At 73.8% G+C, this 25,092-nt stretch carries 16 protein-coding genes, 1 tRNA gene and 1 riboswitch; of the genes, 7 read left to right on the forward strand and 10 right to left on the reverse strand.

Annotated elements, in window-relative coordinates; all coding sequences use genetic code 11:
* Positions 1–466: 466 nt before the first annotated feature.
* Positions 467–1,033, reverse strand: coding sequence for a MarR family winged helix-turn-helix transcriptional regulator (locus ACGFRG_RS35165; RefSeq protein ID WP_188274895.1), 567 nt, complete (start codon positions 1,031–1,033; stop codon positions 467–469).
* A 163-nt stretch (positions 1,034–1,196) separates the two neighbouring features.
* Here ACGFRG_RS35165 and ACGFRG_RS35170 point away from each other — a divergent pair, with 163 nt between their 5' ends.
* A complete protein-coding gene (locus ACGFRG_RS35170) occupies positions 1,197–2,459 on the forward strand; it encodes an MFS transporter (protein WP_361434033.1) in 1,263 nt (420 codons plus the stop codon).
* Positions 2,460–2,523: 64 nt separating this feature from the next.
* On the opposite strand, the gene ACGFRG_RS35175 is transcribed toward ACGFRG_RS35170, so the two are convergent.
* Together ACGFRG_RS35175 and ACGFRG_RS35180 are read right to left on the reverse strand one after the other, a co-directional pair.
* Positions 2,524–4,209, reverse strand: a complete 1,686-nt coding sequence (locus tag ACGFRG_RS35175; RefSeq protein WP_393270642.1) for a SpoIIE family protein phosphatase — start codon at positions 4,207–4,209, stop codon at positions 2,524–2,526.
* A 103-nt stretch (positions 4,210–4,312) separates the two neighbouring features.
* Complete coding sequence (locus tag ACGFRG_RS35180; protein ID WP_361434025.1) at positions 4,313–5,755, reverse strand: NAD(P)/FAD-dependent oxidoreductase; 1,443 nt, start codon at positions 5,753–5,755, stop codon at positions 4,313–4,315.
* A gap of 323 nt (positions 5,756–6,078) precedes the next feature.
* Between ACGFRG_RS35180 and ACGFRG_RS35185 the strand changes: the two genes are divergently transcribed.
* Both ACGFRG_RS35185 and ACGFRG_RS35190 read left to right on the forward strand, forming a co-directional pair.
* The gene (locus tag ACGFRG_RS35185) at positions 6,079–6,891 is read left to right on the forward strand and encodes a helix-turn-helix domain-containing protein (RefSeq protein ID WP_361434027.1); all 813 of its coding nucleotides are present in this window, start codon (positions 6,079–6,081) and stop codon (positions 6,889–6,891) included.
* Positions 6,892–7,122: 231 nt separating this feature from the next.
* Positions 7,123–9,105: a sigma-70 family RNA polymerase sigma factor gene (locus ACGFRG_RS35190; protein ID WP_393270646.1), complete on the forward strand. Its 1,983-nt coding sequence runs from the start codon at positions 7,123–7,125 to the stop codon at positions 9,103–9,105.
* Between the two features lie 151 nt (positions 9,106–9,256).
* Here ACGFRG_RS35190 and ACGFRG_RS35195 read toward each other — a convergent pair whose 3' ends face one another.
* Positions 9,257–12,466: an ATP-binding protein gene (locus tag ACGFRG_RS35195; protein ID WP_393270649.1), complete on the reverse strand. Its 3,210-nt coding sequence runs from the start codon at positions 12,464–12,466 to the stop codon at positions 9,257–9,259.
* 280 nt (positions 12,467–12,746) lie between these two features.
* On the reverse strand, positions 12,747–14,858 hold the full coding sequence (locus tag ACGFRG_RS35200; RefSeq protein ID WP_393270651.1) for an asparagine synthase-related protein: 2,112 nt from the start codon (positions 14,856–14,858) through the stop codon (positions 12,747–12,749).
* A 727-nt stretch (positions 14,859–15,585) separates the two neighbouring features.
* Between ACGFRG_RS35200 and ACGFRG_RS35205 the strand changes: the two genes are divergently transcribed.
* The 4 genes from ACGFRG_RS35205 (at position 15,586) to ACGFRG_RS35220 (ending at position 20,750) form a co-directional block, all read left to right on the forward strand.
* On the forward strand, positions 15,586–17,004 hold the full coding sequence (locus ACGFRG_RS35205) for an MFS transporter (protein WP_361432178.1): 1,419 nt from the start codon (positions 15,586–15,588) through the stop codon (positions 17,002–17,004).
* Between the two features lie 136 nt (positions 17,005–17,140).
* Positions 17,141–18,349 carry an L-2-hydroxyglutarate oxidase gene (gene lhgO, locus ACGFRG_RS35210; RefSeq protein WP_393270654.1) on the forward strand — a complete coding sequence of 403 codons (1,209 nt, stop codon included), beginning with the start codon at positions 17,141–17,143 and terminating at the stop codon, positions 18,347–18,349.
* A 58-nt stretch (positions 18,350–18,407) separates the two neighbouring features.
* Positions 18,408–19,190, forward strand: coding sequence for a tRNA (guanosine(46)-N7)-methyltransferase TrmB (gene trmB, locus ACGFRG_RS35215; RefSeq protein WP_361432183.1), 783 nt, complete (start codon positions 18,408–18,410; stop codon positions 19,188–19,190).
* A 114-nt stretch (positions 19,191–19,304) separates the two neighbouring features.
* Entirely contained in the window at positions 19,305–20,750 is a 1,446-nt protein-coding gene (locus ACGFRG_RS35220) for a PrsW family intramembrane metalloprotease (RefSeq protein WP_393270657.1), read from the forward strand.
* A 27-nt stretch (positions 20,751–20,777) separates the two neighbouring features.
* Here the strand turns inward: ACGFRG_RS35220 and ACGFRG_RS35225 are convergent, their stop codons facing one another.
* The 5 genes from ACGFRG_RS35225 to ACGFRG_RS35245 form a co-directional block, all read right to left on the reverse strand.
* On the reverse strand, positions 20,778–21,722 hold the full coding sequence (locus tag ACGFRG_RS35225; protein ID WP_361432188.1) for an aldo/keto reductase: 945 nt from the start codon (positions 21,720–21,722) through the stop codon (positions 20,778–20,780).
* 120 nt (positions 21,723–21,842) lie between these two features.
* Positions 21,843–22,922 (reverse strand): M23 family metallopeptidase, encoded by a 1,080-nt coding sequence (locus tag ACGFRG_RS35230; RefSeq protein WP_393270660.1) that lies wholly within the window; start codon positions 22,920–22,922, stop codon positions 21,843–21,845.
* 11 nt (positions 22,923–22,933) lie between these two features.
* Positions 22,934–23,081: riboswitch (cyclic di-AMP (ydaO/yuaA leader) on the reverse strand.
* 145 nt (positions 23,082–23,226) lie between these two features.
* Entirely contained in the window at positions 23,227–24,417 is a 1,191-nt protein-coding gene (locus ACGFRG_RS35235; RefSeq protein WP_393270663.1) for a PP2C family protein-serine/threonine phosphatase, read from the reverse strand.
* Between the two features lie 100 nt (positions 24,418–24,517).
* The gene (locus tag ACGFRG_RS35240; protein ID WP_393270666.1) at positions 24,518–24,820 is read right to left on the reverse strand and encodes a hypothetical protein; all 303 of its coding nucleotides are present in this window, start codon (positions 24,818–24,820) and stop codon (positions 24,518–24,520) included.
* A 135-nt stretch (positions 24,821–24,955) separates the two neighbouring features.
* A tRNA-Met gene (locus ACGFRG_RS35245) sits at positions 24,956–25,029 on the reverse strand.
* Positions 25,030–25,092 lie beyond the last annotated feature (63 nt).

Below are 25,092 nucleotides of genomic sequence, written 5' to 3' on the forward strand. Positions count from 1 at the left end.
TCAGACCGTTTCCGTTCCGATTTCCTCGGTGCTTTCCAGGTTCTTCGCTCTCGCGTTTTCCCTTTCCGGCGGTTCCGACTCTATCAGATCCTTTCGGGCCTGATTTCCGGTCTCCCGGAGCCAAGTCGGCTTGTCTTCCCGGCTGTTGGGCCGTTCCGACGTCCCAGACTCTAGCGGATTTCCCGGGCGGCTCCTAATCGGGCCGGCCAGTCGATCCCACTCTCGTCGAATTGAAATTCGGCATGCCGAAATTCATCCCGGACGGGAGATCGTGCTGAGTAGGGTTGCCGCAAATCTGCGGCGGACGGCTGTCGCAGAAACCTTCCGGCTCCCTGACAACTCGAAGAACCTTACGGATCCGGGAGGGGGATGTCAACCCCCGTCAACCGGTTAACGGACGGGCTCCACAGGGCAGTCCGGCTCGTCGGCCTGGCGACCCCCGCAGGTCAGTCCTGGTCAGACCAGCTCAGTCCAGGTCCGTCAGGCGCCCGCCCGCGTCCGGCTGGGCGTGTTCCACCCGGCGCAGCAGGCGGATCAGCATCTCGCCGAGGACGCCGCGCTCCTCGGAGGAGAGGTCCTGGAGCAGGTCGTCCTCGAAGTCGGTGGCCATCTCCATGGCCTCCAGCCACTTCGTACGCCCCTCGTCGGTCAGCTCGACGATGACCCGCACCCGGTTGTTCTCGTCGCGGTCGCGCGTGACCAGGCCCTCGCCCGCCATGCGGTCGATGCGGTGGGTCATGGCGGCGGGGGTGAGGCCGAGGCGCTTGGCCAGTTCGCCGGGGCCGAGCCGGTACGGCTTGCCCGCGAGGACGAGGGTCTTCAGGACCTCCCACTCGGCGTTGCTGATGCCGAGGGCCGCGACCTGGCGTCCGTACGCCACGTTCATACGGCGGTTCAGCCGGCCCAGGGCCGAGACGACCTTCTCCACCTGGGGGTCGAGGTCGCGGAACTCGCGCTGGTACGCCGCGATCTGCTCGTCGAGGGTCGGCTCCTCGGGGCCGGTGGGCCCGCCGGGCTCGGTGGTCTCAGCCATGCCGCGAGTATCGCACGGTACGCGTTGGCGTCTAAGTCCTTCAGTGTGTATTGTTGAGGTCCTAACTTTAATGTTGAAGTCTTCGGGCCTGAGAGCTTCAGGTTCAAGACCTCCGCTTCGAGACCTCAAGGTGGTGAGTGTGACCAAGGTGATGGGCGCCGCGATGCGCCGGATCCAGGCGGGGAACGCGCTGAGCGCGTTCGGGCTCGGGTTCACCGTTCCGTATCTGTACATCTATGTGGCGACGGTGCGAGGGCTCGGCTCCTTCTGGGCCGGGATCGTCCTCGGCGTCTTCGCCCTGGCCGCGCTCGTCGCGCTGCTCTTCACCGGCCGGGTCATCGACCGGCGCGGGCCGCTGCCCGTCCTGGTCGGCGCCGCCGTGACGGCCGCCGTGGGCGCGCTCTTCCTCGGCATCGCCTCGAACCTGGTCGCGGTCCTGGCGTCCGCCGCGCTGCTCGGCGCGGGCACCGCGGTCATGCAGCCCGCGCTCGCCACCATGATCGTGTGGTGCTCGGGTCCGGCGTCGCGCACCCGCGCCTTCGCCATGCAGTTCTTCCTGGCCAACCTCGGGCTCGGCATCGGCGGGCTCGTCGGCGGGCAGATCGTCGACGAGAGCCGTCCGGGCTCCTTCACGCTGCTCTTCGCCATCGAGTCCGTGATGTTCCTGGTCCTCGCCGGGATCGCGCTGTCCGTGAAGCTGCCGCAGAACGCGGCCATCGGGGACGCCCGGCCCAAGGGCGAGCAGGGCGGCGGCTTCCGCGCGGTGCTCGGGCACGGGGCGATGGTGCGCCTGTGCGTCCTCGGCTTCGTGCTCTTCTTCGCCTGCTACGGGCAGTTCGAGTCGGGCCTCGCGGCGTACGGCACCGAGGCCGCCGGGATCGACCCGGCGACGCTGGGGATCGCCCTGGCCGCCAACACCGGGGCCATCGTCGTCGCCCAGTTCCTGGTGCTGAAGTTCGTCGAGCGCCGCCGGCGCAGCCGCGTCATCGCCGCCGTCGGGATCATCTGGACCGTGGCCTGGCTCTTCGCCGGGTACGCGGGGCTCGGGCACGGCAGCCAGACGATGGCGACCGCCGCGTTCATCTCCACGTACGCGCTCTTCGGGCTCGGTGAGGCGATGCTGTCGCCGACCGTGGCGCCGCTGGTCGCGGACCTGGCGCCCGAGTCGATGATCGGCCAGTACAACTCGGCGTTCGCGCTGGTCAAGCAGATGGCACTGGCGCTCGGCCCGTTCGTGGGCGGGCCCATGGGCGCCACGCTGCACGGCCCGTACATCGTGACGTTCATCGTGTTCTCGCTCGGGATCACCGTCCTCGCGCTGCGCCTCGGCAAGAAGCTGACGCTCGCGCAGGACCATCCGATGCTGGCCGCGAAGTCGCGGGTGGTCGCGGTGCACAAGGCCGAGCCGGCCGAGGTCGCCGTCTAGGACGGAGAGCCGCAGCCGATGTCTACGTAGTGGCGGTCAGCCTCTACGTAGACGCAGTCAGCCACTACGTAGGCAGTGCGAACTCGCACCACACCGCTTTTCCGCCGCCCGGTGTGCGGCGCGAACCCCAGGACGAGGCGATCGTCGCGACGATCGAGATGCCTCGTCCTGACTCGTCCCCGGGGTCGGCACGGCGGCGGCGCGGCAGGTGGTCGTCGCCGTCCGTCACCTCGATGATCAGGCGGCGGTCGGTGCGGCGCAGGCGCAGGCGCATCGGCGGGGTGCCGTGCTGGAGCGAGTTCGCCACCAGCTCGCTCGCCGCCAGGACGCCCAGGTCGCGCAGTTCGACCGGGAAGCGCCAGGAGGCGAGGACCCCGGAGGCGAAGGCACGCGCGCGTGGCGCCGCTTCGACGCCGCCGAGCAGGTCGAGCGCCGCGTTGTGGAACAGCTCCGCGTTCGGGCCCGTACGGGCCGGGTGCTGGAGGACCAGGACCGCCACGTCGTCGTCGTGCTCGGCGGTCACCCCGAGCGAGCGGATCAGGCGGTCGCAGACGACCTGCGGGGTGCCGACCGCGCCGGAGAGCGCGCGCTCCAGGGCGGCGACGCCCTCGTCGATGTCCTCGCCCCTGCGTTCGACAAGACCGTCCGTATAGAGGACGGCGGTCGCGCCGGGCGGCAGGGCGATGGTGCCGGAGGTGTGCAGCCAGCCGCCGGTGCCCAGCGGTGGGCCGTTCGGGTCCTCCGCGCGGTGCACGCTGCCGTCCTCGTGGCGTACGAGTACGGGCAGGTGGCCGGCGGACGCGTACACCAGACGGCCCTCGTTGGGGTCGTGCACCGCGTAGACGCACGTCGCGATCTGGCTGGCGTCGATCTCGGCGGCCAGGCCGTCCAGGAGCTGGAGCACCTCGTGCGGCGGCAGGTCCAGGCGCGCGTACGCCCGCACCGCCGTGCGCAGCTGGCCCATCACGGCGGCCGCCCGCACCCCGCGCCCCATCACGTCCCCGATGACCAGCGCCGTGCGCCCGGCGCCGAGGGTGATCACGTCGTACCAGTCGCCGCCGACCGCCGCGTCCGTGCCGCCCGGCTGGTACGTGGCGGCGACGCGCAGGTCGTCGGGCTGCTCCAGCTCCTGCGGGAGCAGGGAGCGCTGGAGCGTCACGGCGGTCTCGCGGTGGCGGCGCTCGCTGGCGCGCAGCCGCTCGGCGGCCTCGGCGTGGTCGGTGACGTCCGCCGCGTGGACGAGGACGCCTCCGCCGCCCTCCCCGCGCGCGGGGAGGACGCCTCCGCCGCCCTCCCCGCGCGCGGGGATGGCGACGGGCGTGCAGGTGACCGTGTACGACCCGCCGCTCTGGGCCTTGCGGGACTTGACCGTACGGGGCTTGCCGCTGCGCAGCACCTGGTCCATCAGCGGCAGCAGCCCGAGCTCCTCCAGCTCGGGCAGCGCCTTGGCCGCCGGGGCGCCGGGGGTGCGGGGGCCGAAGACCGTCGCGTACGCGTCGTTGACGTACGCCACGCGGTGCTCCGGGCCGTAGACCAGGGCCACCAGGGCCGGGAGCTCGCCGAGGAGACGGCGGACCGACAACTCCTCCAGGGCGGGCGCGCCCGGTCCTTCCGTCCCGTCGCCGTCGGGCCAGGTGTCGGGCCCCGGCCCGTACTCACCGCGCGCGGCGGGCACGGAGCCCCGGTCGGTCCGTGCGGCGGCGCGGCGCTGCGTACCGGGGAGCCGGGCGCTCCAACGCGTGAAGTTCACGGATCTCTTGGCCTCGTGTGTCGCTGGCTGCTGGGGTCACTCTGTGCAGGTGTGGGCCCACCTATGGTCACACGTCCAGTGTGACGGACCGCACTGACAACCGTCAGTTCCCCTGGGGGCCGGACGGCTTGGGGCCGGGTCCCGGGCCGGATCCGTGGCCGGGTCCGACGGGCCGTCCGCCCGCCGCGCTCTCGAATTCCGCGCGCGGGTGCTCCAGCGAGCCCAGCGAGACGATCTCCCGTTTGAACAGGCCCGCGAGCGTCCATTCGGCGAGCACGCGCGCCTTGCGGTTGAAGGTCGGGACACGGCTGAGGTGGTAGGCGCGGTGCATGAACCAGGCCGGATAGCCCTTGAGTTTGCGGCCGTAGACATGGGCCACGCCCTTGTGCAGGCCGAGCGAGGCGACCGAGCCGACGTACTTGTGCTCGTACTCCTTGAGCGGCCCGCCGTTGACGGAGGCGGCGATGTTCTCGGCGAGCGTCTTGGCCTGGCGCACCGCGTGCTGCGCGTTGGGCGCGCACTCGGTGCCCTTCTCCTCGGCGGTGATGTCCGGGACCGCGGCCGCGTCCCCGGCCGCCCAGGCGTGCTCGACGCCCTCGATCCGCAGCTCCGCGGTGCACTTCAGACGGCCGCGCTCGGTCAGCGGCAGATCGGTGGCGGCGAGGACGGGCGCCGGCTTGACCCCGGCCGTCCACACGACCGTACGGGTGGGGAAGCGGGCGCCGTCGCTGAGCACCGCGACCCGGTTCTCGCAGGAGTCCAGCCGGGTCTCCAGGCGTACGTCGATGTTGCGGCCGCGCAGCTCGCGGATGGCGTACTGGCCCATCTCCTCGCCGACCTCGGGCAGGATGCGGCCGCTGGCCTCCACGAGGATCCACTTCAGGTCCTCGGGCTTGAGGTTGTGGTAGTACCGCGCGGTGTAGCGGGCCATGTCCTCCAGCTCGCCGAGCGCCTCCACGCCCGCGTAGCCGCCGCCGACGAACACGAAGGTGAGGGCCGCGTCGCGGATCGCGGGGTCGCGGGTGGAGGAGGCAATGTCCATCTGCTCGATGACGTGGTTGCGCAGGCCGATGGCCTCCTCGACCGTCTTGAAGCCGATGCCGTAGTCGGCCAGGCCCGGGATCGGCAGGGTGCGCGAGACCGAGCCGGGCGCCAGGACGAGTTCGTCGTACGCGATCTCGACCGCTCCGGTGCCCTCCTCCTCGGTGGCGAGGGTGGTGACGGTCGCGGTCCGCGCGGCGTGGTCGATGCTCCGCGCCTCGCCGATGACGACGTGGCAGCGGTCCAGGACGCGGCGCAGCGGCACCACCACATGGCGGGGCGAGATGGATCCGGCGGCCGCCTCCGGCAGGAACGGCTGGTACGTCATATACGGATCGGGAGTGATCACCGTGATCCGGACGGCGCCCTCCCGCAGCCGGGCCTTCAGCTTCCGCTGGAGGCGCAGCGCCGTGTACATCCCGACGTAGCCGCCGCCGACGACGAGGATGTGCGTGCCGGGCGGTGGTTCGGGGCTCGTCCCCCGATTGATCGCAGCCTTCACCATCCCATGAGGCCTCCCGCTCCGGGGTTTGTCCACAGGCCCGGCAAATTGTGTGACTGATGGATGTGGCCACATGTGCTGCCGGGTTTTCCCGCCACTTGAGGAAAACATGCAGGTCAGAGCGGTGATACGAGCCCTGCGAGCGGGTCCGAATCGGGAAGGTTCCGGTCCTTGCGCCGATCGGGGGGCAGACGGTGCGGAACAACCCTCTTCTGAATTGACTCCGGCTCAACTATGTTCGTACCTCGTCGGGGTGTCGGGTCCGGCCACCCGACTGTCAGGGCGGGGAGTCTCCGGGGGGAGACGTCATTACCGGGGGAACGGTTATGCATATTCAGGACTCTCATTGGCAGGCTGCCGTCGTCGCGTCGGCGGACGGCATGGGACGTACGGGCGGTGGTGGGAGCGCTTCCCGCTCCGCACCGCTGCGCGTGGACGCCCAGCGGAATCTGGAGCACGTGCTGCGCGCCGCGCGCGAGGTCTTCGGTGAACTGGGGTACGGGGCGCCGATGGAGGACGTGGCGCGCCGCGCCCGCGTCGGTGTCGGCACGGTGTACCGCCGGTTCCCCAGCAAGGACGTGCTGGTCCGGCGGATAGCCGAGGAGGAGACCGCGCGCCTGACCGACCAGGCGCGCACCGCCCTCGGCCAGGAGGAGGAGCCGTGGTCGGCGCTCTCCCGGTTCCTGCGGACCTCGGTCGCCTCGGGCGCGGGCCGGCTGCTGCCGCCGCAGGTGCTGCGGGTCGGCGTGGACGTCGACGACTCGACGGTGGTCGGCGGAGCGCCGGTGCTGGAGCCGGTGGAGCCGCTGGAGGCGGTGACGCCGCTGCCCGCCGAGGCGCGGGTGCCGCAGCAGCGCCAGGCGGGGCTGCCGGGCACGCCGGACCTCCGGGTCGTCGAGCCGCGCACGACCGCCGACGAGCTCGACGACGCGGGGGCGGCCGAGCTGCTCGCGGTCGTGGGCCAGCTGGTGGACCGCGCGCGCGAGGCGGGCGAGCTGCGCGTCGATGTGACGGTGGCCGATGTGCTGCTGGTGATAGCCACGGCGGCGCCCTCGCTGCCGGACGCGCACCAGCAGGCGGCGGCGTCCGCCCGGCTGCTGGACATCCTCCTTGAGGGGCTGCGGTCGCGGCCGGTGTGACCGGCGTACGTCCAGCGGCTCCGGCGGCCCGCCGCGGCTTCGGGGCGGACGGGCTCCGGCGGTCCGTGCTCGCGGTGGTCGATCCTTCCCCGTACGGGGAAGCGGTAGTGCCGCGGTGCGGGAAGTCTCCCCGGATGAGTGGTTGACGCTCCGGGGGCTCCGTCGGGCCGTGGACTCTGTGGCACGCTTGCCCGGTGGTCGGGTCTGAGCGCGCTTACGGGGGCTTCCGCGATGAACGTTGACGGGCGGGACGAGTCGCTCGGAGGCGGCAGCGGGACGGAGCCGGGCGGGCTGCCCGCTCGGCACGTGCCGAGCCAGGGCGGCTCCGGCGGGCGCCAGGACGGCGACGGCGAGCCCGGCGGGACCGTGCTGCCCGGCCCGTGGGGCGCGGCCCACGGCTCCGACGCCCCGGCGTCCGGATCCGCGTCCGGGTCTGGCTCGGAAGGCAGCGTTCCGCAGCAGCGCGAGGGCGGCACCGGTACCACCAAACCGACCGCCCCCGAGCTCTCCACCGCCGACGCCGAGCTGATCCGGCGGATGCGGGCGGGCGACGACAGCGCGTACGAGGAGCTGTTCCGGCGGCACTCGGACGCGGTGCGCCGCTACGCGCGCACCTGCTGCCGGGACGCGCACACCGCCGACGACCTGACGGCCGAGGTGTTCGCCCGCACGCTCCAGGCGGTGCGCGGCGGAGCCGGTCCCGAGCAGGCCGTGCGGGCGTACCTGATGACGACCGTGCGCCGCGTCGCCGCGTCCTGGACGAAGACCGCCAAGCGCGAGCAACTGGTCGAGGACTTCGCGGTGTTCGCCGCCCAGGCCGCCCGCACCTCGGACGGCCGGGACGACGACACGGTCGACCTGGGCGCGGACGTACGGGCGATGCACGAGGCCGAGCAGTCGCTCGCCCTCCAGGCGTTCCGCTCGCTGCCCGAGCGGTGGCAGGCGGTGCTCTGGCACACCACGGTCGAGGAGGAGTCGCCCAGCGAGATCGCCCCGCTGTTCGGGCTGAGCGCCAACGCCACGGCCGTGCTCGCCTCCCGGGCCCGGGAGGGCCTGAAGCAGGCGTACCTCCAGGCGCATGTCTCCACCGCGCTCACCGAGGGCGGCGACTGCGCCCGTTACGCGGACCGGCTCGGGGCGTACGCGCGCGGCGGGCTGCGGATGCGGGCCGAGCGGGGCCTGAGCAGGCATCTGGAGGAGTGCGCCAAGTGCCGGGTGGCGGTCCTGGAGCTCAAGGACGTCAACGCCGGGATCCCCGCGCTGCTGCCGGTCGCGGTGGTCGGCTGGTTCGCCGCCGGGTACTCGCTCAAGGCCGCAGGGATCGTGGCGGGCGGCGCCGCCGGTGCGGCGGGCGCGGGTGCCGCCGCGGCCGCCGGCGGCGGAAGTTCGTCGGGCAGCACGGCCGGGGGTGCCGCCGCCTCGGAAGGGCTCGGCGCCCCGGCGAAGGCGGGCATCGCGGCGGCGGTCGCCGTCGCGGTGGCCGCGGGCGTGGTCTTCGCGCTCACCGGCAACGACAGCAAGCCGCCCCCGAAGCCCGAGGCGAAGCCGTCGGCGGTGGTCCCGGTCGTGCCGCAGAAGCAGCCGCCCTCCCCCACCCCGGAACCCCCGGCGCCGCCCGCGCCCGTGCCGCCCCCGCCGCCGAAGAAGCCGTCCCCCCGGCCGACGCCCAAGCCCGTACCCCCGAAGCCCAAGCCGAAGCCGCCCGCCCCCGCGCCGAAGCCCACGCCTCCGAAGCCGAAGCCGACCCCTCCCCCGGCGCCCCCGCCCCCGCCCCCGGCGCAGACGGTCTACCAGGTCAACCGGCTCCAGTACGGCGTGTTCGGCGACCACACCAAGCCCGAGGTGCGGCTCGGCGAGTCCAGCTGGCTCTGGCAGCGCTGGGGGCTTTCGATCGACGACCAGCCGTACAGCCATGGCGTGACCGTGCACGCGAGGTCGTCGGTGACGATCGACCTCAACCGGCAGTGCACCTCGTACGACGCGTTCGCGGGGGTGGACGATCTGACGATGGGCCTGGGCGCGGTGCGGTTCTCCGTGTACGGGGACGGGACGCTGCTGTGGCGTTCGCCGGTGATGCACGGCGGGGATCCGGCGGTGCCGGTGCGGGCGGACCTCTCGGGGCGTCGGACTCTGCGGCTGGTGGTCGAGCCGCACACGCCGTTCGGGTCTGTGGCGCTTGCCGACTGGGCAAAGTCGGTCATCAACTGCCGCTGACGCTCCGCGGGGGGGGGTGCGGATCTTCGTCTGCGGATCGTGCGTGGCTGGTCGCTCCCCCAAGCTCTCAAGGAGCAGGGGGGACCCCCATCGCGGCGGAGCCGCAAATCGACACAGCCCCGCGCCCCTTGATGGGCCCTTCGGGCCCGCCTCACAAATCGCTGACCAGCCCCTCCAACAGCGCCACGACTTCCGTCGTCGAGAGATCGGCCCCGGCCGCGCTCTCCTCCTCGTACGTCTCTCGTCCCAGCTCCTCCTTCAGCCGGGTGCGCAAGGCGGCGAGGGCGGATCGGTCCGGGATCCAGAGGGGGATTCCGGCGCGCCAGGTGGTGGCGGCGGCCAGGACTCGGGCGGCCGGGCGGAGTTCGCCGAGGTCGGGCAGGAGGCGGGCGGCGCTCTCGGCGCAGTGCGCGAGCAGGATCTCGGCGCAGTCGCTCTCGGCGGCGGCGCGCAGGGCCGAGGCGAGCCCCCGTACCCCGGCGGCGGGGCCCGACTCGGCTCCCTCGACGCGGGCGCCCAGGCCGTCCAGGATCGCGGCGAAGTGCGGCGGTGGGATGGTGCGGGCGGACTCCGTCACGGCCCGGTCGTACTCGGCCCGCCCGGCGGCCACGTCGCCCCGGTCCAGGGCCATGCAGGCGCGCAGATAGTGCACATAGGAGGCGGTCTCGAAGACGCTGTAGCGGGCGGCGTCCGCCGAGGCCTCGTCGAGCAGGGCCTCGGCTCCGTCGAAGTCGCCCGAGCGGTAGGCGAGTTCGGCGACGCGGGCCAGCAGGAAGGGGGATTCCGCGTACGCGCCGACCTCGCGGGCCAGGCCCAGCGCCTCCTCGTACGCGGGCCGCGCGTCGGCCGGGCGGCCGCGCATCATCGCGGCCTCGCCGACGGCGCTGGCCACCTGCGCGCGCATCCAGCGGTCGCCGACGCGGCGGCAGATCTCGCGCAGCTCGGCGAGGTCGCCGTCCACGTCCCAGACGCCGCCGGGCATGTCGATGACCATGTGCGTACGGAACATGAGGCTGACGCCGATCTCCCATTCGCCGCCGTACGCACGGCAGTTGGCGACCACGGCGTCGACGCAGGCGCGCACCTCGGCGGGGGTGTCGAAGAGGAACGCGGCGAACGGCCAGAGCAGCCCGGGGAAGTTCGCCGCCTGCGGCCCGCCCTGCCCGAAGGCGTCCTTCAGGCGGGCCATCTCGGCCAGGCCCTCGGGCGTGCGCAGGGCGTCGGCCGGGCTGGACTCGCTGAGCAGGAACGTCCGCAGGAGTGAAAGCCGCATGCGCGGCCAGTAGCCGGGGTCGTCGGGGTCGTCCGGCGCCTTCGCGTCCAGGGCCAGGACGCGTTCGGCCCACCCGGCGCCCTCGGCGCGGTAGTTGCGCAGCCACCAGAACCACCCCATGGCGAGGGCGAGTTCGGCGGCGCCGACCGGGTCGGGGTCGATGACGGTGACGCGGTGGAGTACGGCCCGGATGTTGTCGAGCTCGCTCTCCAGCCGCCGGATCCAGGGCAGCTGCCCGTGCGAGCGCAGCAGCGGGTCGGCCTCCAGGGCGAGGTCGCGGTAGTACGCGGTGTGGGCGCGGGCGGCCTCGGCGAGCGCGTCCGGCGCCCGGGCCGCGCGCTCGGCCGCGTACTCGTGGATGGTCTCCAGCATCCGGTAGCGCATGCCGCCCGCGTCGGGGTCGGGGGTGGCCACGACCAGGGACTTGTCGACGAGGGCCGCCAGGTCGTCGGTCGCGGTGTCAGTGTCGCTGTCGCTGTCGGCGGGGTCCGCGCACACGGCCTGGGCGGCGGCCAGGTCCCAGCCGCCCGCGAACACGGAGGCGCGGCACAGCACCGCGCGCTCGCGCTCGTCGAGCAGGTCCCACGACCAGTCGACGACCGCGCGCAGCGTCTGCTGCCTGGGGAGTACGGTCCGGCTGCCGCTGGTCAGCAGCCGGAACCGGTCGTCGAGACGGTCCGCGATCTGGCGCGGCGTGAGCAATCGCAGCCGGGCGGCGGCCAGTTCGATCGCGAGCGGCAGACCGTCGAGCCGGCGGCAGATCTCGGCGATGGCCTCGGGGTCGTCGCGCGGATCGAAGTCCGGTCGTACGGTACGGGCGCGCTCGGCGAAGAGCCGGTGCGCGGGGTCGGGGGGCAGCGGCTCGACCGGGCGGACGCGTTCGCCGGGCACGCCCAGGGGTTCGCGGCTGGTGGCCAGGATCCGCAGGCCCGGGCAGCGGGTCAGCAGGGTCTCGGCGAGGCGGGCGGCGGCGCCTATGACGTGCTCGCAGTTGTCGAGCACGATCAGGGTGGCGGGGGCGGCGGACAGATGGTCGACCAGTCGCGCCACCGGGTCGTCGGCGTGCGGCTGCCCGTCCCGGCCGAGCAGCGTGGTCTCGCGCAGGCCGAGCGCGGAGACGACGGCACCGGGGACGGCGTCGGGGTGCTCCAGCGGGGCGAGTTCGGCGAGCCAGGCGGGGGTGCGGGCGGCGGACTCCTCGGCCAGCCGGGTCTTGCCGGAGCCGCCGGGGCCGGTGAGGGTGACGAGCCGGTGGCGCGTCAAGTCCTCGCGGATGGCGGTGAGTTCGGGCTCACGGCCGACGAAGGAGGTGAGGCGGGGGCGGAGGTTGCCGACGGGGGCGGGGGTGGCCTCGGGCGGGTTCAGGAGCTCCTGGTGCAGCTTGGCCAGTTCGGGGCCCGGGTCGGCGCCGAGGGCGTCGGCGAGGGTGCGGCGGGCGCTCTCGTACGCGAGGAGGGCGTCGGCGGTGCGGCCCTCGGCGCGCAGGGCGCGGATGAGCTGGGCGTGGAGGGGTTCGTCGTACGGGCGGTCGGCGAGCAGCGCGGTGAGCTCGGCGGGCAGCCGCGCGGTGGCGCCCCGGCGCAGGTCCGCCTCTACGCGGTCGCGCAACGCGGCGAAGCGGCGGGCCTCGGCGTGTACGGGGGCGCCGGTGCGGTCGGGGAGGTCGGCGAGGGCGGGGCCGCGCCACAGGGCGAGGGCGGTGCGCAGGGTGCGGGCGGCGGTGTCGGGGTCGCCGTCGGCGAGCTGGCGCGCGCCGGTGCGGGCCAGGTGCTCGAACGCGAACAGGTCGACGTCGTGCGGGCTGTCCACGACGAGGCGGTAGCCGCCGGGGGCGGAGGCGACGGCGTCGTGCCCGAGCGTGCGGCGCAGCCGGCCGACGAGGGCCTGGAGGGCGGCGTGGGCGTCGGCGGGCGGGTCGTCGGCCCAGATGTCGTCGACGAGTGCGGTGGGCGGGACGGGGGTGTCGTGGTCGGCGCGGGCGGCGAGTGCGGTGAGCAGGGCGCGGAGGCGGGGGCCGCCGAGGGGGATGGGGGTGCCGGTGTCGTCTTGGGCGTCGGCGGGGCCGAGGATGCGGTAGGTGTGCGGCACGGGGTCATTGTCGCGTGCGCTTTCCCCACCCCGCCCGTTCCCTTAACCCTCCGGGGGCGGGTGGGGGGTGGAGGTGGTCTCCCGGGGGCTGCGCCCCCGGACCCCTGAGCGGGGGCTGCGCCCCCTGCACCCCGCTTCGTTCGTCTGCGGACCGTGCTGGCTTGCTCGCGCAGTTCCCCGCGCCCCTTAGATGGGCCCTTCGGGCCCCCTTTAGGGGCGCGGGGAACTGCGCGAGCAACCCCCACCGGCCCGCAGACGAAATGACCACCGCCGCCCCCCCCTACGCCCGCAGCGTCGGCCGCCCCGGTGCCACCCCGCTCGCCACCGCTCGCTGCTTCGGGGCTGCCGTGCCCGTCCAGCATGTGCCACGGCGGGCCAGCAGGCGGCGGAGCCAGAGTTCGGTGGAGATCAGGTCTGCCAGGCCGTCCAGCGCGAGGGGCGCGCCGGAGGCCGCCTCGTGGAGGGCCTTGCGGATCGTGGGGGCCTCGATCAGGCCCGCGTCCGCCAGCAGGGGGGCCTCGAAGAGCGCGATCAGGGGGTCGACCGCGAGCCGCAGGCCGGTGCGGACGGCCGCTGTCGAGGACGCGTGGGACGTGGCGCCCCAGCCGGGCGGCAGCTCCCGTACGCCCGAACCCGCCAGCACCGTCCGCAGGATCGCCGCCCGGGCGCCCGGCTGGACCCGCAGGGCCTCGGGCAGGGCGCGGCAGGCCCGTACGACCTGGTTGTCCAGGAACGGGGCGTGCAGGCGCTGGCTACGGATCTCGGCGGCCTGCTCCAGGACGCGGTGGTCGGCCGCGTAGCGGGCCAGCGCCGCGCGGGCCCGGGCCTCGCCGGGGCGCAGGACCGTGGCGGGCCGCGTCGCCGAGGCCATCAGCCGGATCGATACTTCTGCCAGCGCCTCGCCGGTGAGCCAGCGCGCCGCCGGGCCCGGGCGGGTCCACGCGAGGGACGCCAGCGAGGCGTCCAACGGGCTCTCCGCGTCCGCCACTTGGAGGCCGACGTCGCGCCGCAGCCGCTCGGCCGCCGACTCGATGCCCGTCCGGTACGGCGTACGGGCCAGCTTGCGCGCGGCCCGGTAGACGGTCAGCGGGACGAACAGCGAGTGGGCCGAAGGGCCGCCCGCCTTCGCCAGCGCTGCCGCCGGGCGGAGCAGATGGCGGCGCTGGCGGTCCATCAGGAGGTCCGCCAGGCGGGCCGGGTGGGCGTCCAGGACCTGGCGCGCGCCGCTGCCGGTGAAGTGGTCCGCGCTGCCCGCCGCCAGCCTGCGGCGGTGGCGTTCGGCGGTGACCAGCGACGGCCCCGGCTCATCGGTGAGCGGACCCGCCAGTTCCGCGTACGGCAGGGCCTCCTCGCCGCCCGCGACCACCACATGGTGCAGCCGGGGATTGGCCGCGATCGCCCCGGCCCGCTCCAGCTCCGCCTCGGACCGCCGGCCCGGCACGGCCAGGTCGTTGAAGGTGACGGCGAGCAGGCGTTCGCCCGCGCCCGTGCCGTGGCCGAGCACCGTGCCGGGCACGCCGGGAAGACCGGCGGCGAGCAGCGCGAGGGTGGCCGAGGCCGGGCCGCCGGAGAGGTCCGCGCCGATGCCGGGCGCCGGGCCCCCGCGCGCGGCGCGCCGCTCGGCGGGGCCCATCCCGGGCACGGGCCCGGGGTCCGGCGGCAGCGTCTCGGGGGCGTGCCGCGGCGCCGTGAGTCTCGCGCGCACCGCCCCGACCAGGGCCTCCCGTACGCCGTTGACCGCGCTCTCCTCGTCGACCTGGGCCGCGGCGACCGCGAGCGAGGCGACCGGCTCGTATCCGGTGATCTCCCGCGAGCCCTCCCGCAGCACCAGCGCGTGGCCGGGCGGAATGCGCCGCACCCCCGCGTAGGGGGTCGAGTCGCCGAGCGCCTCCGGTACGTCCGGGCAGGCGAGCAGGGCCGCCAAGTGGCCGATGTCCAGCTGGGCTTCGATGAGGTCGGCGAGCGGCAGGGCGGCCGTGGCGTAGGCGGTGCCGGTCGCCCACGGCGTGTAGAACACGGGGCGTGCGCCGGCCAGGTCGCCGACGACAGTGACCCGTCGGCCGACCTGCGCAACCGCCGTATAGCTGCCGGGCCACGCGGACAGGTGCCGCAGTGCGCCCCCGCGTGCCGCGAAGAGTCCGACCCGCAGCTCCTCGTCACTGGCGGCGCAGCAGCCGAGCACCGCGAGCCGGGTGTCCGCCCCCACGCTGACCACCCGGATCTCGTCGGGCCGCCAGTCGCCGACCGCCCAGAGCGGGTCGGGGTCGCCCCACAGGAGCTGGGATCCGACGGGGTGCACGGTGCGCCCCTCCTCGGGCGCGCCCACGGCACCGGCCGTCCCCACGGCACCGAAACTCGCGGCGACACTGCTCCAGCCCACCAGCCACCGCATCGCCGCCTCCACAGCCTGTGGACAACTCGTCGCACGCGCCGCAGAACCAGCGGGAGCCGTACTTCCGCGTACTTGCGTGTGGTTCCGAGGTCGCTCGGGACCATGCTGCCATGACAATGGCGCGCGGGAGGGGCCTCGGGGTAGCGCGCGCAAAAAGTGAACGCGCCCCCTGGGATGGCCGATTGACGGCGCCGAGCGCGCCCCGGACACGAGAAGAAACGGTCTTCCCGGTCGGTATGGGACCGTCGGTTTTCGGCCAACTTCTGCCCTCGCGCGCGTGGCGCACGCCCTGGAGCGGGCATGAAACCGTCAGGAAAGCGGACGCGGAACAAGCACAGTCCGGGAGGCGCTGTCCGCCTCCCGGACCGGTCCGCCGCCCGCGGGGATTGAGGCGACGGTGTCCCCCAGCCCACTGGATCCAGTACAGCGGGCCGACCCACGCACCTCACATGGAAGCGCTCCCCACACGTTCGCGGCCAGAGCGCACGCACCGCGCACGGCCACACACCCGGAGCACACAGGAGCCGCCACAAGTCGTCCGGACGGAAAACAATCTCGCCATCCGGAACACCGCCTCTTAACGCTTGGGATGCGGCGAACTACGCTGGGTGTACTGCTGTTCTCCGTGGGCGGCATATTCCTGGGGGCTCGGCCACACGAGTGTGCGGCCGGACGGGACCTCGGGGCGCTGCCCCCGGGGGACGCCGTCTGTGTCGAGGGGTGGCGCATGTCCAGGGAGCAACGCGGGCCGAACGAGAAGCTCGGCACCGTTCTCGCCCTCGCGGGAATCAGCAACGCCGGACTGGCACGAAGGGTCAACGACCTCGGCGCGCAGCGCGGTCTGACGCTTCGTTACGACAAGACGTCGGTGGCCAGGTGGGTGTCCAAGGGCATGGTGCCGCAGGGCGCCGCGCCCCACCTGATCGCGGCGGCCATCGGCGCCAAGCTCGGCCGCCCGGTGCCGCTGCACGAGATCGGGCTCGCCGACGCCGACCCGGCGCCCGAGGTCGGTCTGGCGTTCCCGCGCGACGTGGGCGAGGCGGTGCGCACCGCCACCGAGCTCTACCGGCTGGATCTGGCCGGGCGGCGGGCGGGCGGTGGCGGTATCTGGCAGTCGCTGGCCGGATCCTTCGCGGTCTCCGCGTACGCGACGCCCGCGTCCCGCTGGCTCATAACCCCCGCCGACTCGTCGGTGGCGCGTGAGCACGACGGGGCGGCCGGGACACCGCTGAAGGTCGGCCACAGCGATGTGGCCAAACTGCGCGAGGCGGCGGAGGACGCGCGCCGCTGGGACTCCAAGTACGGGGGCGGGGACTGGCGTTCGTCGATGGTTCCCGAGTGCTTACGGGTGGACGCGGCGCCGCTGCTGCTCGGCTCGTACTCCGACGAGGTCGGCCGGGGACTGTTCGGGGCGACCGCCGAACTGACCAGGCTGGCCGGGTGGATGGCCTTCGACACCGGTCAGCAGGAAGCCGCCCAGCGCTACTACATCCAGGCGCTGCGCCTCGCGCGCGCGGCGGCCGACGTGCCGCTCGGCGGCTATGTGCTCGCCTCCATGTCGCTCCAGGCCACCTACCGCGGCTTCGCCGACGAGGGCGTCGACCTCGCGCAGGCGGCCGTGGAACGCAACCGGGGCCTGGCGACCGCCCGCACCATGAGCTTCTTCCGCCTGGTCGAGGCACGCGCGCACGCGAAGGCGGGCGACGCGCTCGCGGCCGGCGCCGCCCTGAAGGCGGCCGAGTCATGGCTGGAGCGCTCGCGGGACGGCGACGCGGACCCGTCCTGGCTGGGCTTCTACTCCTACGACCGGTTCGCCGCGGACGCGGCCGAGTGCTACCGCGATCTGAAGGCCCCGCGCCAGGTGCGCCGCTTCACCGAGCAGGCGCTGTCGCGCCCGACCGAGGAGTTCGTCCGCTCGCACGGCCTGCGCCTGGTCGTCAGCGCGGTGGCCGAGCTGGAGTCGGGCAATCTGGACGCGGCGTGCGCGGCGGGCACGCGCGCGGTGGAGGTCGCCGGGCGCATCTCGTCGGCCCGCACCACCGAGTACGTACGGGACCTGCTGCACCGCCTGGAGCCGTACGGGGACGAGCCCCGCGTCGTCGAGCTGCGCGAACGTGCGAGGCCGCTCCTGATGGCCCCGGCGTAGATCACTTCCGTCAGGGGTTTACGGGCGTTGTCAGTGGGCCAGTGCAGTATGTGAATTGCCAGGGGTTCCGGCGGGCGGCGCGGCCGCCGTCGGGCCCGGTGTCCTTGCGAGATGCGGCCGGGTGGGAGGTGCTGGGGTGAGCGGGTACGACTGTGACGTGCTGGTGATCGGCGGCGGGATCGTCGGCCTGTCGACGGCGTACGCCCTGACGCAGTCCTCGCCCGGGACCCGGGTGACGGTCCTGGAGAAGGAGGACGGCCCGGCCCGCCACCAGACCGGCCGCAACAGCGGAGTGATCCACAGCGGGATCTACTACCGCCCCGACTCCCTCAAGGCGCGGTACGCGGTGCGGGGCGCGGCCGAGATGGTCCGCTTCTGCGCCGAGCAGGGCATCGCGCACGAGGTGACCGGAAAACTCATCGTGGCCACCGAGCGCGCCGAGCTGCCCAGGCTGCACGCGCTGGCCCAGCGCGGCCGGGCCAACGGCATCCCGGTGCGCGAGCTCGGCCCCGCGCAGATAGCCGAGTACGAACCGGAGGTCCGGGGCCTGGCCGCGATCCACGTCGGCACGACCGGGGTGTGCGACTACGGCGCGGTGGCCGCCCGCCTGGCCGAGCTGTCCGGCGCGCGGATCATGTACGGCACCCGGGCGGAGCGGATATCCCGCCGCCCCGACGCGGGCGTGGCGGTGCGCACGTCGACCGGGGCGGTGCTGCGGGCCCGGGCGCTGGTGAACTGCGCGGGGCTGCACTGCGACAGCGTGGCGCGGCTCGCCGGGGACGACCCCGGGGTGCGGATCGTGCCCTTCCGGGGCGAGTACTACGAGCTGGCGCGGCCCGGTCTGGTGAAAGGTCTCGTCTACCCGGTGCCGGACCCGGCGTTCCCGTTCCTCGGGGTGCATCTGACCCGGGGTGTGGACGGCGGGGTCCACGTCGGGCCGAACGCGGTACCGGCCGCCGCCCGCGAGGGCTACGACTGGCGCACGGTGCGGCCCGCCGAGCTCGCCGCGACGCTGACATGGCCCGGCTCCTGGCGGATAGCGGCCCGGCACTGGCGGTACGGGGCGGGCGAGATCCACCGCTCGCTGTCCCGCCGCGCCTTCACGGAGGCGGTGCGCCGCCTGCTTCCGGCGGCGACCGAGGCCGATCTGCACCCGGCTCCCGCCGGGGTCCGCGCCCAGGCGGTCCTGCGCGACGGCACGCTGGTCGACGACTTCCTCATCCGCGAGGCCCCCCGCACCATCCACGTCCTGAACGCCCCGTCCCCGGCCGCGACGGCCTCGCTCCCCATCGGCCGCGAGGTGGCGAGACGGGCGCTGGGGGTGCTGGGGGCGGCGCGGGTGTAGGTGTGGGTGGTCGCGGCCGAGGGGGCCTCGGCGCCCGGCCGCGTAGAATCGGTTCATTGTGTCTGAGCAGCCCCACACCTCCCCCGCCCGTCGCCCCAAGGGCGAGCCCCGGTTCCCCGGGGGTCCCGCCGCCGATCCCGCCGGCTCGCACCACGAGCGCCGGATCCGGAGTTTCCAGCCGCGCCGCAGCCGGGTGACCACCGGCCAGGGCGAGTACCTGGAGCGGCTGTGGCCGCTGTGGGGGCTCGACATCGACGGGCTGCGCAAGCTGGACCTCAAGGAGATGTTCGACGGGCTGCCCGTCGTCCTGGAGATCGGCTTCGGGATGGGCGAGGCGACGGCCGAGATGGCCGCCGAGGACCCCGGCACCGGCATCCTCGCCGTCGACGTGCACACCCCCGGCCAGGGCAACCTCCTGGGCCTGGCGGAGCGCGGCGGCCTCGGCAACATCCGCGTGGGCAACGGCGACGCGATCATCCTGCTGCGCGAGATGCTGGAGCCCGAGTCGCTGGACGGGCTGCGCGTCTACTTCCCGGACCCCTGGCCCAAGAAGCGCCACCACAAGCGCCGCATCATCCAGCCCGACTTCCTCACCCTCGTCGCACCCCGGCTCAAGCCCGGCGCCGTACTGCACTGCGCCACCGACTGGGAGCCGTACGCCGAGCAGATGCTGGAGGTGCTCACCGAGCACCCGGCGTTCGAGAACACCCAGGCCGACGGCGGCTACGCGCCGCGCCCCGCGTTCCGTCCGCTGACCCGCTTCGAGGGCCAGGGCCTGGACAAGGGCCACGTCGTCCACGACCTGCTCTTCCGGCGCGCGGCCGAGCTGCCGTCCGCCTGACGGCCACTCCACGCCCTGCCGGCGACCCCACGCCCCTGTCGGCGACCCGCGCGCCGCCCGCGATCACCGCGGGCACCGTCGCGGATTGTCGGTGCGGGTCGTTAGGGTCGTCTGGTGTCGTCCGAATCGCTTCCGCACCGCTCACCGCCGGGCCCGGTCCAGCCGGTCCCGGACTGTCGCGCGCAGCCGCGGTTCGACGCCGTCCCGGAGCGCGCCAAGTGGCGCTACCGGCCGCGGCGCGACTTCTGGCGCTCCAAGGCCGTCCGGGCCGGCGCGCTGATCACCCTGCTCGCCCTCTGCGGCCTGGTCATCCTCGCCATCGTGCGGGACCAGACGGGCACCGAGGGGTTCCTGGTGGGGCTCGGCCTCGCCGTGCTGCCGGTGCCGCTGCTCGCCACAGCGTTCCGCTGGCTCGACCGGGTCGACCCGGGCCCGTGGCGCAATCTGCTGTTCGCCTTTGCCTGGGGCGCGTGCGCCGCGGCCCTGGTGGCGATCATCGCGAACTCGTTCGCGACCAAGTGGATAGCCACCGCGACCGCCGACCCGTCCTCCGCCGACCACCTCGGCGCGACCGTGATCGCGCCGGTCGTGGAGGAGAGCGCCAAGGCGGTCGCCGTGCTGATGCTCTTCCTGTTCCGAAGACGGGATTTCAAGGGGATAGTCGACGGCGTCGTCTTCGCGGGCTTCACCGCGACCGGCTTCGCCTTCACCGAGAACATCCTCTATCTGGGCAACGCCTTCGGCGAGGACCAGGCCAGCCACACCGCCGGGCTCGCCTCGACGACGGCCGCGACCTTCTTCGTACGGATCGTGATGTCGCCGTTCGCGCATCCGCTGTTCACGGTGTGCACGGGCATAGGCTTCGGCGCCGCGGCGCTGGCCTCGGCCCGCTGCCGCTGGCGCCGGATCGGGCTGCCGCTGCTCGGCCTGCTGATGGCGATGGGCATGCACGCGCTGTGGAACGGCTCGTCGACGTTCGGCACGTACGGCTTCTATCTGGTGTACGCGGCGTTCATGGTGCCCGTCTTCGGCCTGCTCACCTGGCTCGCGATATGGAGCCGCCAGCGCGAGCTGCGCACGGTCGCGGCCGAGCTGCCCGCGTACGCGGCGGCGGGCTGGCTCGGCCCCGCCGAACCGCTGGCGCTCTCCTCGATGCGGGCCCGCTCGATGGCCCGCGACTTCGCGCACCGCACCTACGGCGGCAGGCGCGCGGCGCGCACGGTCGCGGAGTACGAGGCGTTCGCGACGGCCCTGGCCTTCCTGCGCCACCGCGCCCACCAGGGCTCGGCGGGAGCCGACTTCACGGCCCGCGAGCAGGAGCTGCTGCACCATCTGTGGGAGCGCAAGGCGGTCGCCGGTCCCGCGCTGCTGTACGCGGCGGGCGCGGCGGGCCGCATCTGGATCCCGCCCCAGCCGCACCCGTACGGCCCCCGCGCCCCGTACAACCCCCCGGCGTCCTACGCCCCGTACGGCTACGAGACCCCGTACGGCACCCGGGCACCGCACGGCCCCGGCCCCGCCCCCGAGCAGTCCGCGCCGTACAACCCCTACCTGCGCTGACCCCCGTACACCGCAGGCACCGCGCGCCTACGCCGACGCGGTCTTCAGCTCGCTCAGCTCGGCGTCCGTGAGCTCGAAGTCGGCGATCGCGACGAGCGCGGGAAGCTGCTCGACGGTACGGGCCGAGGCGATCGGGGCGACGACGGTCGGCTGGGCGGCGAGCCAGGCGAGCGCGACGGTGGCGTGCTCGACGCCGCGCTCGCGCGCGATCCGGTCGAGCGCGGCCAGCACCTTTATGCCCCGGTCGGTCTCCAGGTGCTTGCCCGCCCCCTCGGCCCGCGCGCTGTCGACGGTCGCGCCCGGGCGGTACTTGCCGGTCAGGAAGCCGGAGGCGAGCGCGAAGTACGGGACGGCGGCCAGGCCCGAGCGGGCGGCGGTGTCCTGGAGCGCGCCCTCGTAGGTGTCGCGGGAGACCAGGTTGTAGTGCGGCTGCAGGGCGACGTACTTGGCGAGGCCCTCGCGGTCGGCGAAGTCCAGGGAGTCCTGCAGCCGCGCCGGGGAGATGTTGGAGGCGGCGACCTCGCGGACCTTGCCGTCCCTCACCAGCTGGTCGAGGGCGGTGACGATCTCCTCGACGGGGACGGACTCGTCGTCGAAGTGCGTGTAGTAGAGGTCGATGTAGTCCGTGCCGAGACGGCGCAGGGACTCCTCCACGGCGGCCTTGACCGTGGTGGGCGAGAGCCCTTTGTACTTGGGGTGGGCGCCGACCTTGGTGGCGACGACGACGTCCTCGCGGTTGCCGCGCGCGGCCAGCCAGCGGCCGATGATCTGCTCGGACTCACCGCCCTCGTTGCCCGTGGCCCAGTGCGAGTACATGTCGGCCGTGTCCACGAAGTTGCCACCGGCGGCGGCGTACGCGTCGAGCACGGCGAACGACGCCGCCTCGTCGGCGGTCCAGCCGAAGACGTTGCCGCCGAGGGCGAGCGGGAAGACGGAGAGGTCGGAGGAACCGAGCGGGCGCAGAGAGGTCATACGGGGGCAACGGCGTTGTGGGGCAGGGCTATTCCGGATGCGGGGGCCCGACTGGGCCGCGGCGGGAACCGCGGCCGGGGACCACGCCCCGGCCGCCCCCCCGTACGACCCGCGTACGACCTACGGGTTGAGCCCCTTCGACTGGAGCCACGCCATCGGGTCGATGCCCGTGCCGTCCGGCGTGTGCACCTCCAGGTGCAGATGCGGACCCGTGACGTTGCCGGTGGCGCCGACGCGGCCGATCGTCTCGCCGGTGGTGACCTGCTGGCCCGCGCTGACCGCGATCGAGGACTGGTGGCAGAACCAGAGCTCGGAGCCGTCCTCCAGCTCGATGACCGTGCGGTAGCCGTACGAGCCTGACCAGCCCGCCGACTTGACCGTGCCGCCGTGGATCGCCTTCAGCGGCGTGCCGGTCGGGGCGGCGAAGTCGAGGCCCGTGTGGTGGCCGGAGGCCCACATCGAACCGGCCTCGCCGAACGTCGAGGTGATCGTGTACGAGGCGACCGGCAGCGAGTAGCTCTTGGCGAGCTCGGCCAGCCGCTCCTCCTCCGCCTTCTTCGCGGCGGCTTCTTCGGCGGCCTTCTTCTCGGCCTCCGCCTTCTGCTGCGCGACGGTCTGCGCGGCCTTCGCCTCGGCCGCGGCCTTGTCCGCCGCCGCCTTCTCGGCACTCGCCTTGGCCTCGGCCTCGGCGTTGTTCTGCTGCTGTTCGGCCTGCTGCAGGATCCGGGCGCGCAGGGCCTCGCCCGCGCCGGTGGCGCCCTTCTCGGCCTCGGCGCTGGAGACGCCCGCCATGGTGAGGGGGGCGCTCGCCACGGCCCTGTCGGCCTCGGCGGACGGGGACGTGTCCGGGGTGTCGTCGCCCGCGATGTCCGATATCAACGTGCCCACGCCCGGCAGGGACTTGACGTCCGGGAGTTTGTCGGCGACCGAGTCGGGCAGGGATATGGAGACCGGCGGCTTGGTCTGCGCGCTGGCCATGCCGCCCGCGCCGACGGCCGCGATGACGCCGACGCCGAGGACGGTGGAGCTGCGGGCGAGCCCGCCGCGCTGCTTGGCGACGCGGTGCCGGCCGCGCACGGAGGGCAGGGACTCCTCCGTGGGGTTCCACTCCTCCCACACCTCGGTGTCACTGGGCGCGGCCCCGTACAGGGAGACGGGGGAAACCGGCGGGGTGCCGAGGGCAGGCTCGTTGGACGCCACGGGGGCGCACTCCTTTCCTTCCTTCTCGCCTACCGGGTTAGCTGACGGGTTCGGAGCAGGAAGGTCTCCTACGGGCACCTCAGAAAGGCGCGAAGGTGCCCGATTCACCCCAAGTTGGTGGTTCCCCGGTTCCCTTGCGGGATTCGGCGCGTGCGCACGGTGCCGCCTTGGCGACGGCTGGGACGACCGCGCTGCGTTATCGAACGTTAATAGACACCGGGACCTGTTTCCAAGCTGTTCCCGTTGATCCTTAATGACAGCGCGTCAAACAGCGTGCGCAGCGGGGCCGTTCGGCTACCAAGGGCTACGGCACCACCGGCATCGTCCGGCGCCGCTCGGGCTGGCGCACGCCCGGTCTGCTCACCGCGAGCAGCGCCATGTCGTCGCTCGCGCCCCCGCCCGTATGTCTGCGCACGTCGTCGACGAGCGCGTCCAGGAGCTCGTCCGGCCCGGGGAAGATCCGGTGGCGCAGCCGCTCGCGCGGGTCGTAGAAGTCGCCCGGGGCCTCGAACGCGCGCGCCTCGGAGAGGCCGTCGGTGTACAGCAGCAGCGTCGCGCCGGGCGGGAACGGATACGTGTCCACCCGGTCCGGCCACACCCCGAGCTCCGCCATCCCCAGCGGCAGCGCGGGGTCGGCGGGGGCGAGCGCGTCGAGGGCGCCGTCCGCGTGCAGGAGCAGCGGCTCGGGGTGCCCCCGGTTCACCAGGCGTACGCACGCGCGGCCCGGCGGGATCTCGGCGAGCACGGCCGTGGTGAAGCCCTCGAAGGCGTCCAGGGCGTCACGCCGGACGCCCTCCCGGGCCAGCGCCCGCTCCAGCCGCCCGGCCACGCCTTCGAGCGACTCCTCCTGCTCGGCGGCCTCCCGGAACGCCCCGATGACCACCGCCACCGCCCCCACCGCCCCCAGGCCCTTGCCGCGCACGTCCCCGACGACGACCCGCACCCCGTACGGCGTGTCCTGGACGGCGAAGAGGTCGCCGCCGATGAACGCGCCCGCCTGCGCCGCCTCGTACCGCGCGGCGACCTGGAGTCCGCCGATGCGTGCGGCGGGCTCGGGCAGCACGGCGCGCTGGGCGGTCTCCGCGATGACGCGCGCGGAGGCCAGGCGCTCGCCGCTGCGGCGCAGGGTGCGGTTGATGACCAGCGCGAGCATGGCGACCGTGAACACGGTGAACAGCTCGCTGACCCCCTCGGAGGTGCTGGGGATGTCGTGGAAGTAGTCGGTGAGCAGCACCGCCGCGACGGCGCCCGCGCCCGTGACGGCCGTGCCGACCCGGCCGAAGAACGACGCGGCGACCAGGGGCGCGGCCGAGTAGAGGGCGGCGGCGGTGAGATCGGGCGGGGTCGAGATGTCGAAGACGAAACCGACGACGAGGAGCAGCGCGGGCAGGAAGCGGACGAGCCCGGGGCCCCGGGGGCCCTCCGGGTCGCCGCCCTCGCCGGGGCCGAAGGGCCGGGAGTCCTCCCCGCCCTCACCCTCTCCTCGCTGCCGCACCTGTCGTCTCCCTGCGCGTCCGCCGGGCCGCCGACATGCCGTGCCCCACCCAGGCTGTCGGGCGGCGTGCCCGACGGCGACCGCACCTCGGCCAACCGGGTCAGCGGCGGTCGGCCCCCGTCGCGATGAGCCGCGCCCGGCACCGACGGGGCCCGGAGAGGCCCCGTACGCACGTCCCTCTCGCGTGCCGACGGGGAGCGGGCGGCCCGTGCACGGCCGGGACGCCGCCCTTGGTGCGGCCCGGCGCGGACAGCCAGGGCACGGCGGTGGGCGGCAGCGGCAGCGAGACGCACATCAGCAGCGCGCACAGGACGAGGAACAGCGGCACGACGGGCACTCTCCGCCGCGTCGCCGCCCCGATCCGGGCGGCCGAATCCAGCAGCCCCGCAGCGTGCTCGCGCATAGCAATCGGGAGACTACTTTACGTACGCAGGACCGTCCCGGGAAAACACGGAACGGAAGCACGGAACGGAACCATGGAGCGGGCAACGCCAAGGGCCCGGCACATATGACATGTGCCGGGCCCTGTGGACTTCAGTAGCGGGGACAGGATTTGAACCTGCGACCTCTGGGTTATGAGCCCAGCGAGCTACCGAGCTGCTCCACCCCGCGTCGGTAAACACAACTGTACGGCATGCGGGGAGGTGCTCCGTACCGGATTGGCCTGGGCCACCC

The organism is Streptomyces sp. NPDC048696, from assembly GCF_043198895.1.
Taxonomy (GTDB): domain Bacteria; phylum Actinomycetota; class Actinomycetes; order Streptomycetales; family Streptomycetaceae; genus Streptomyces.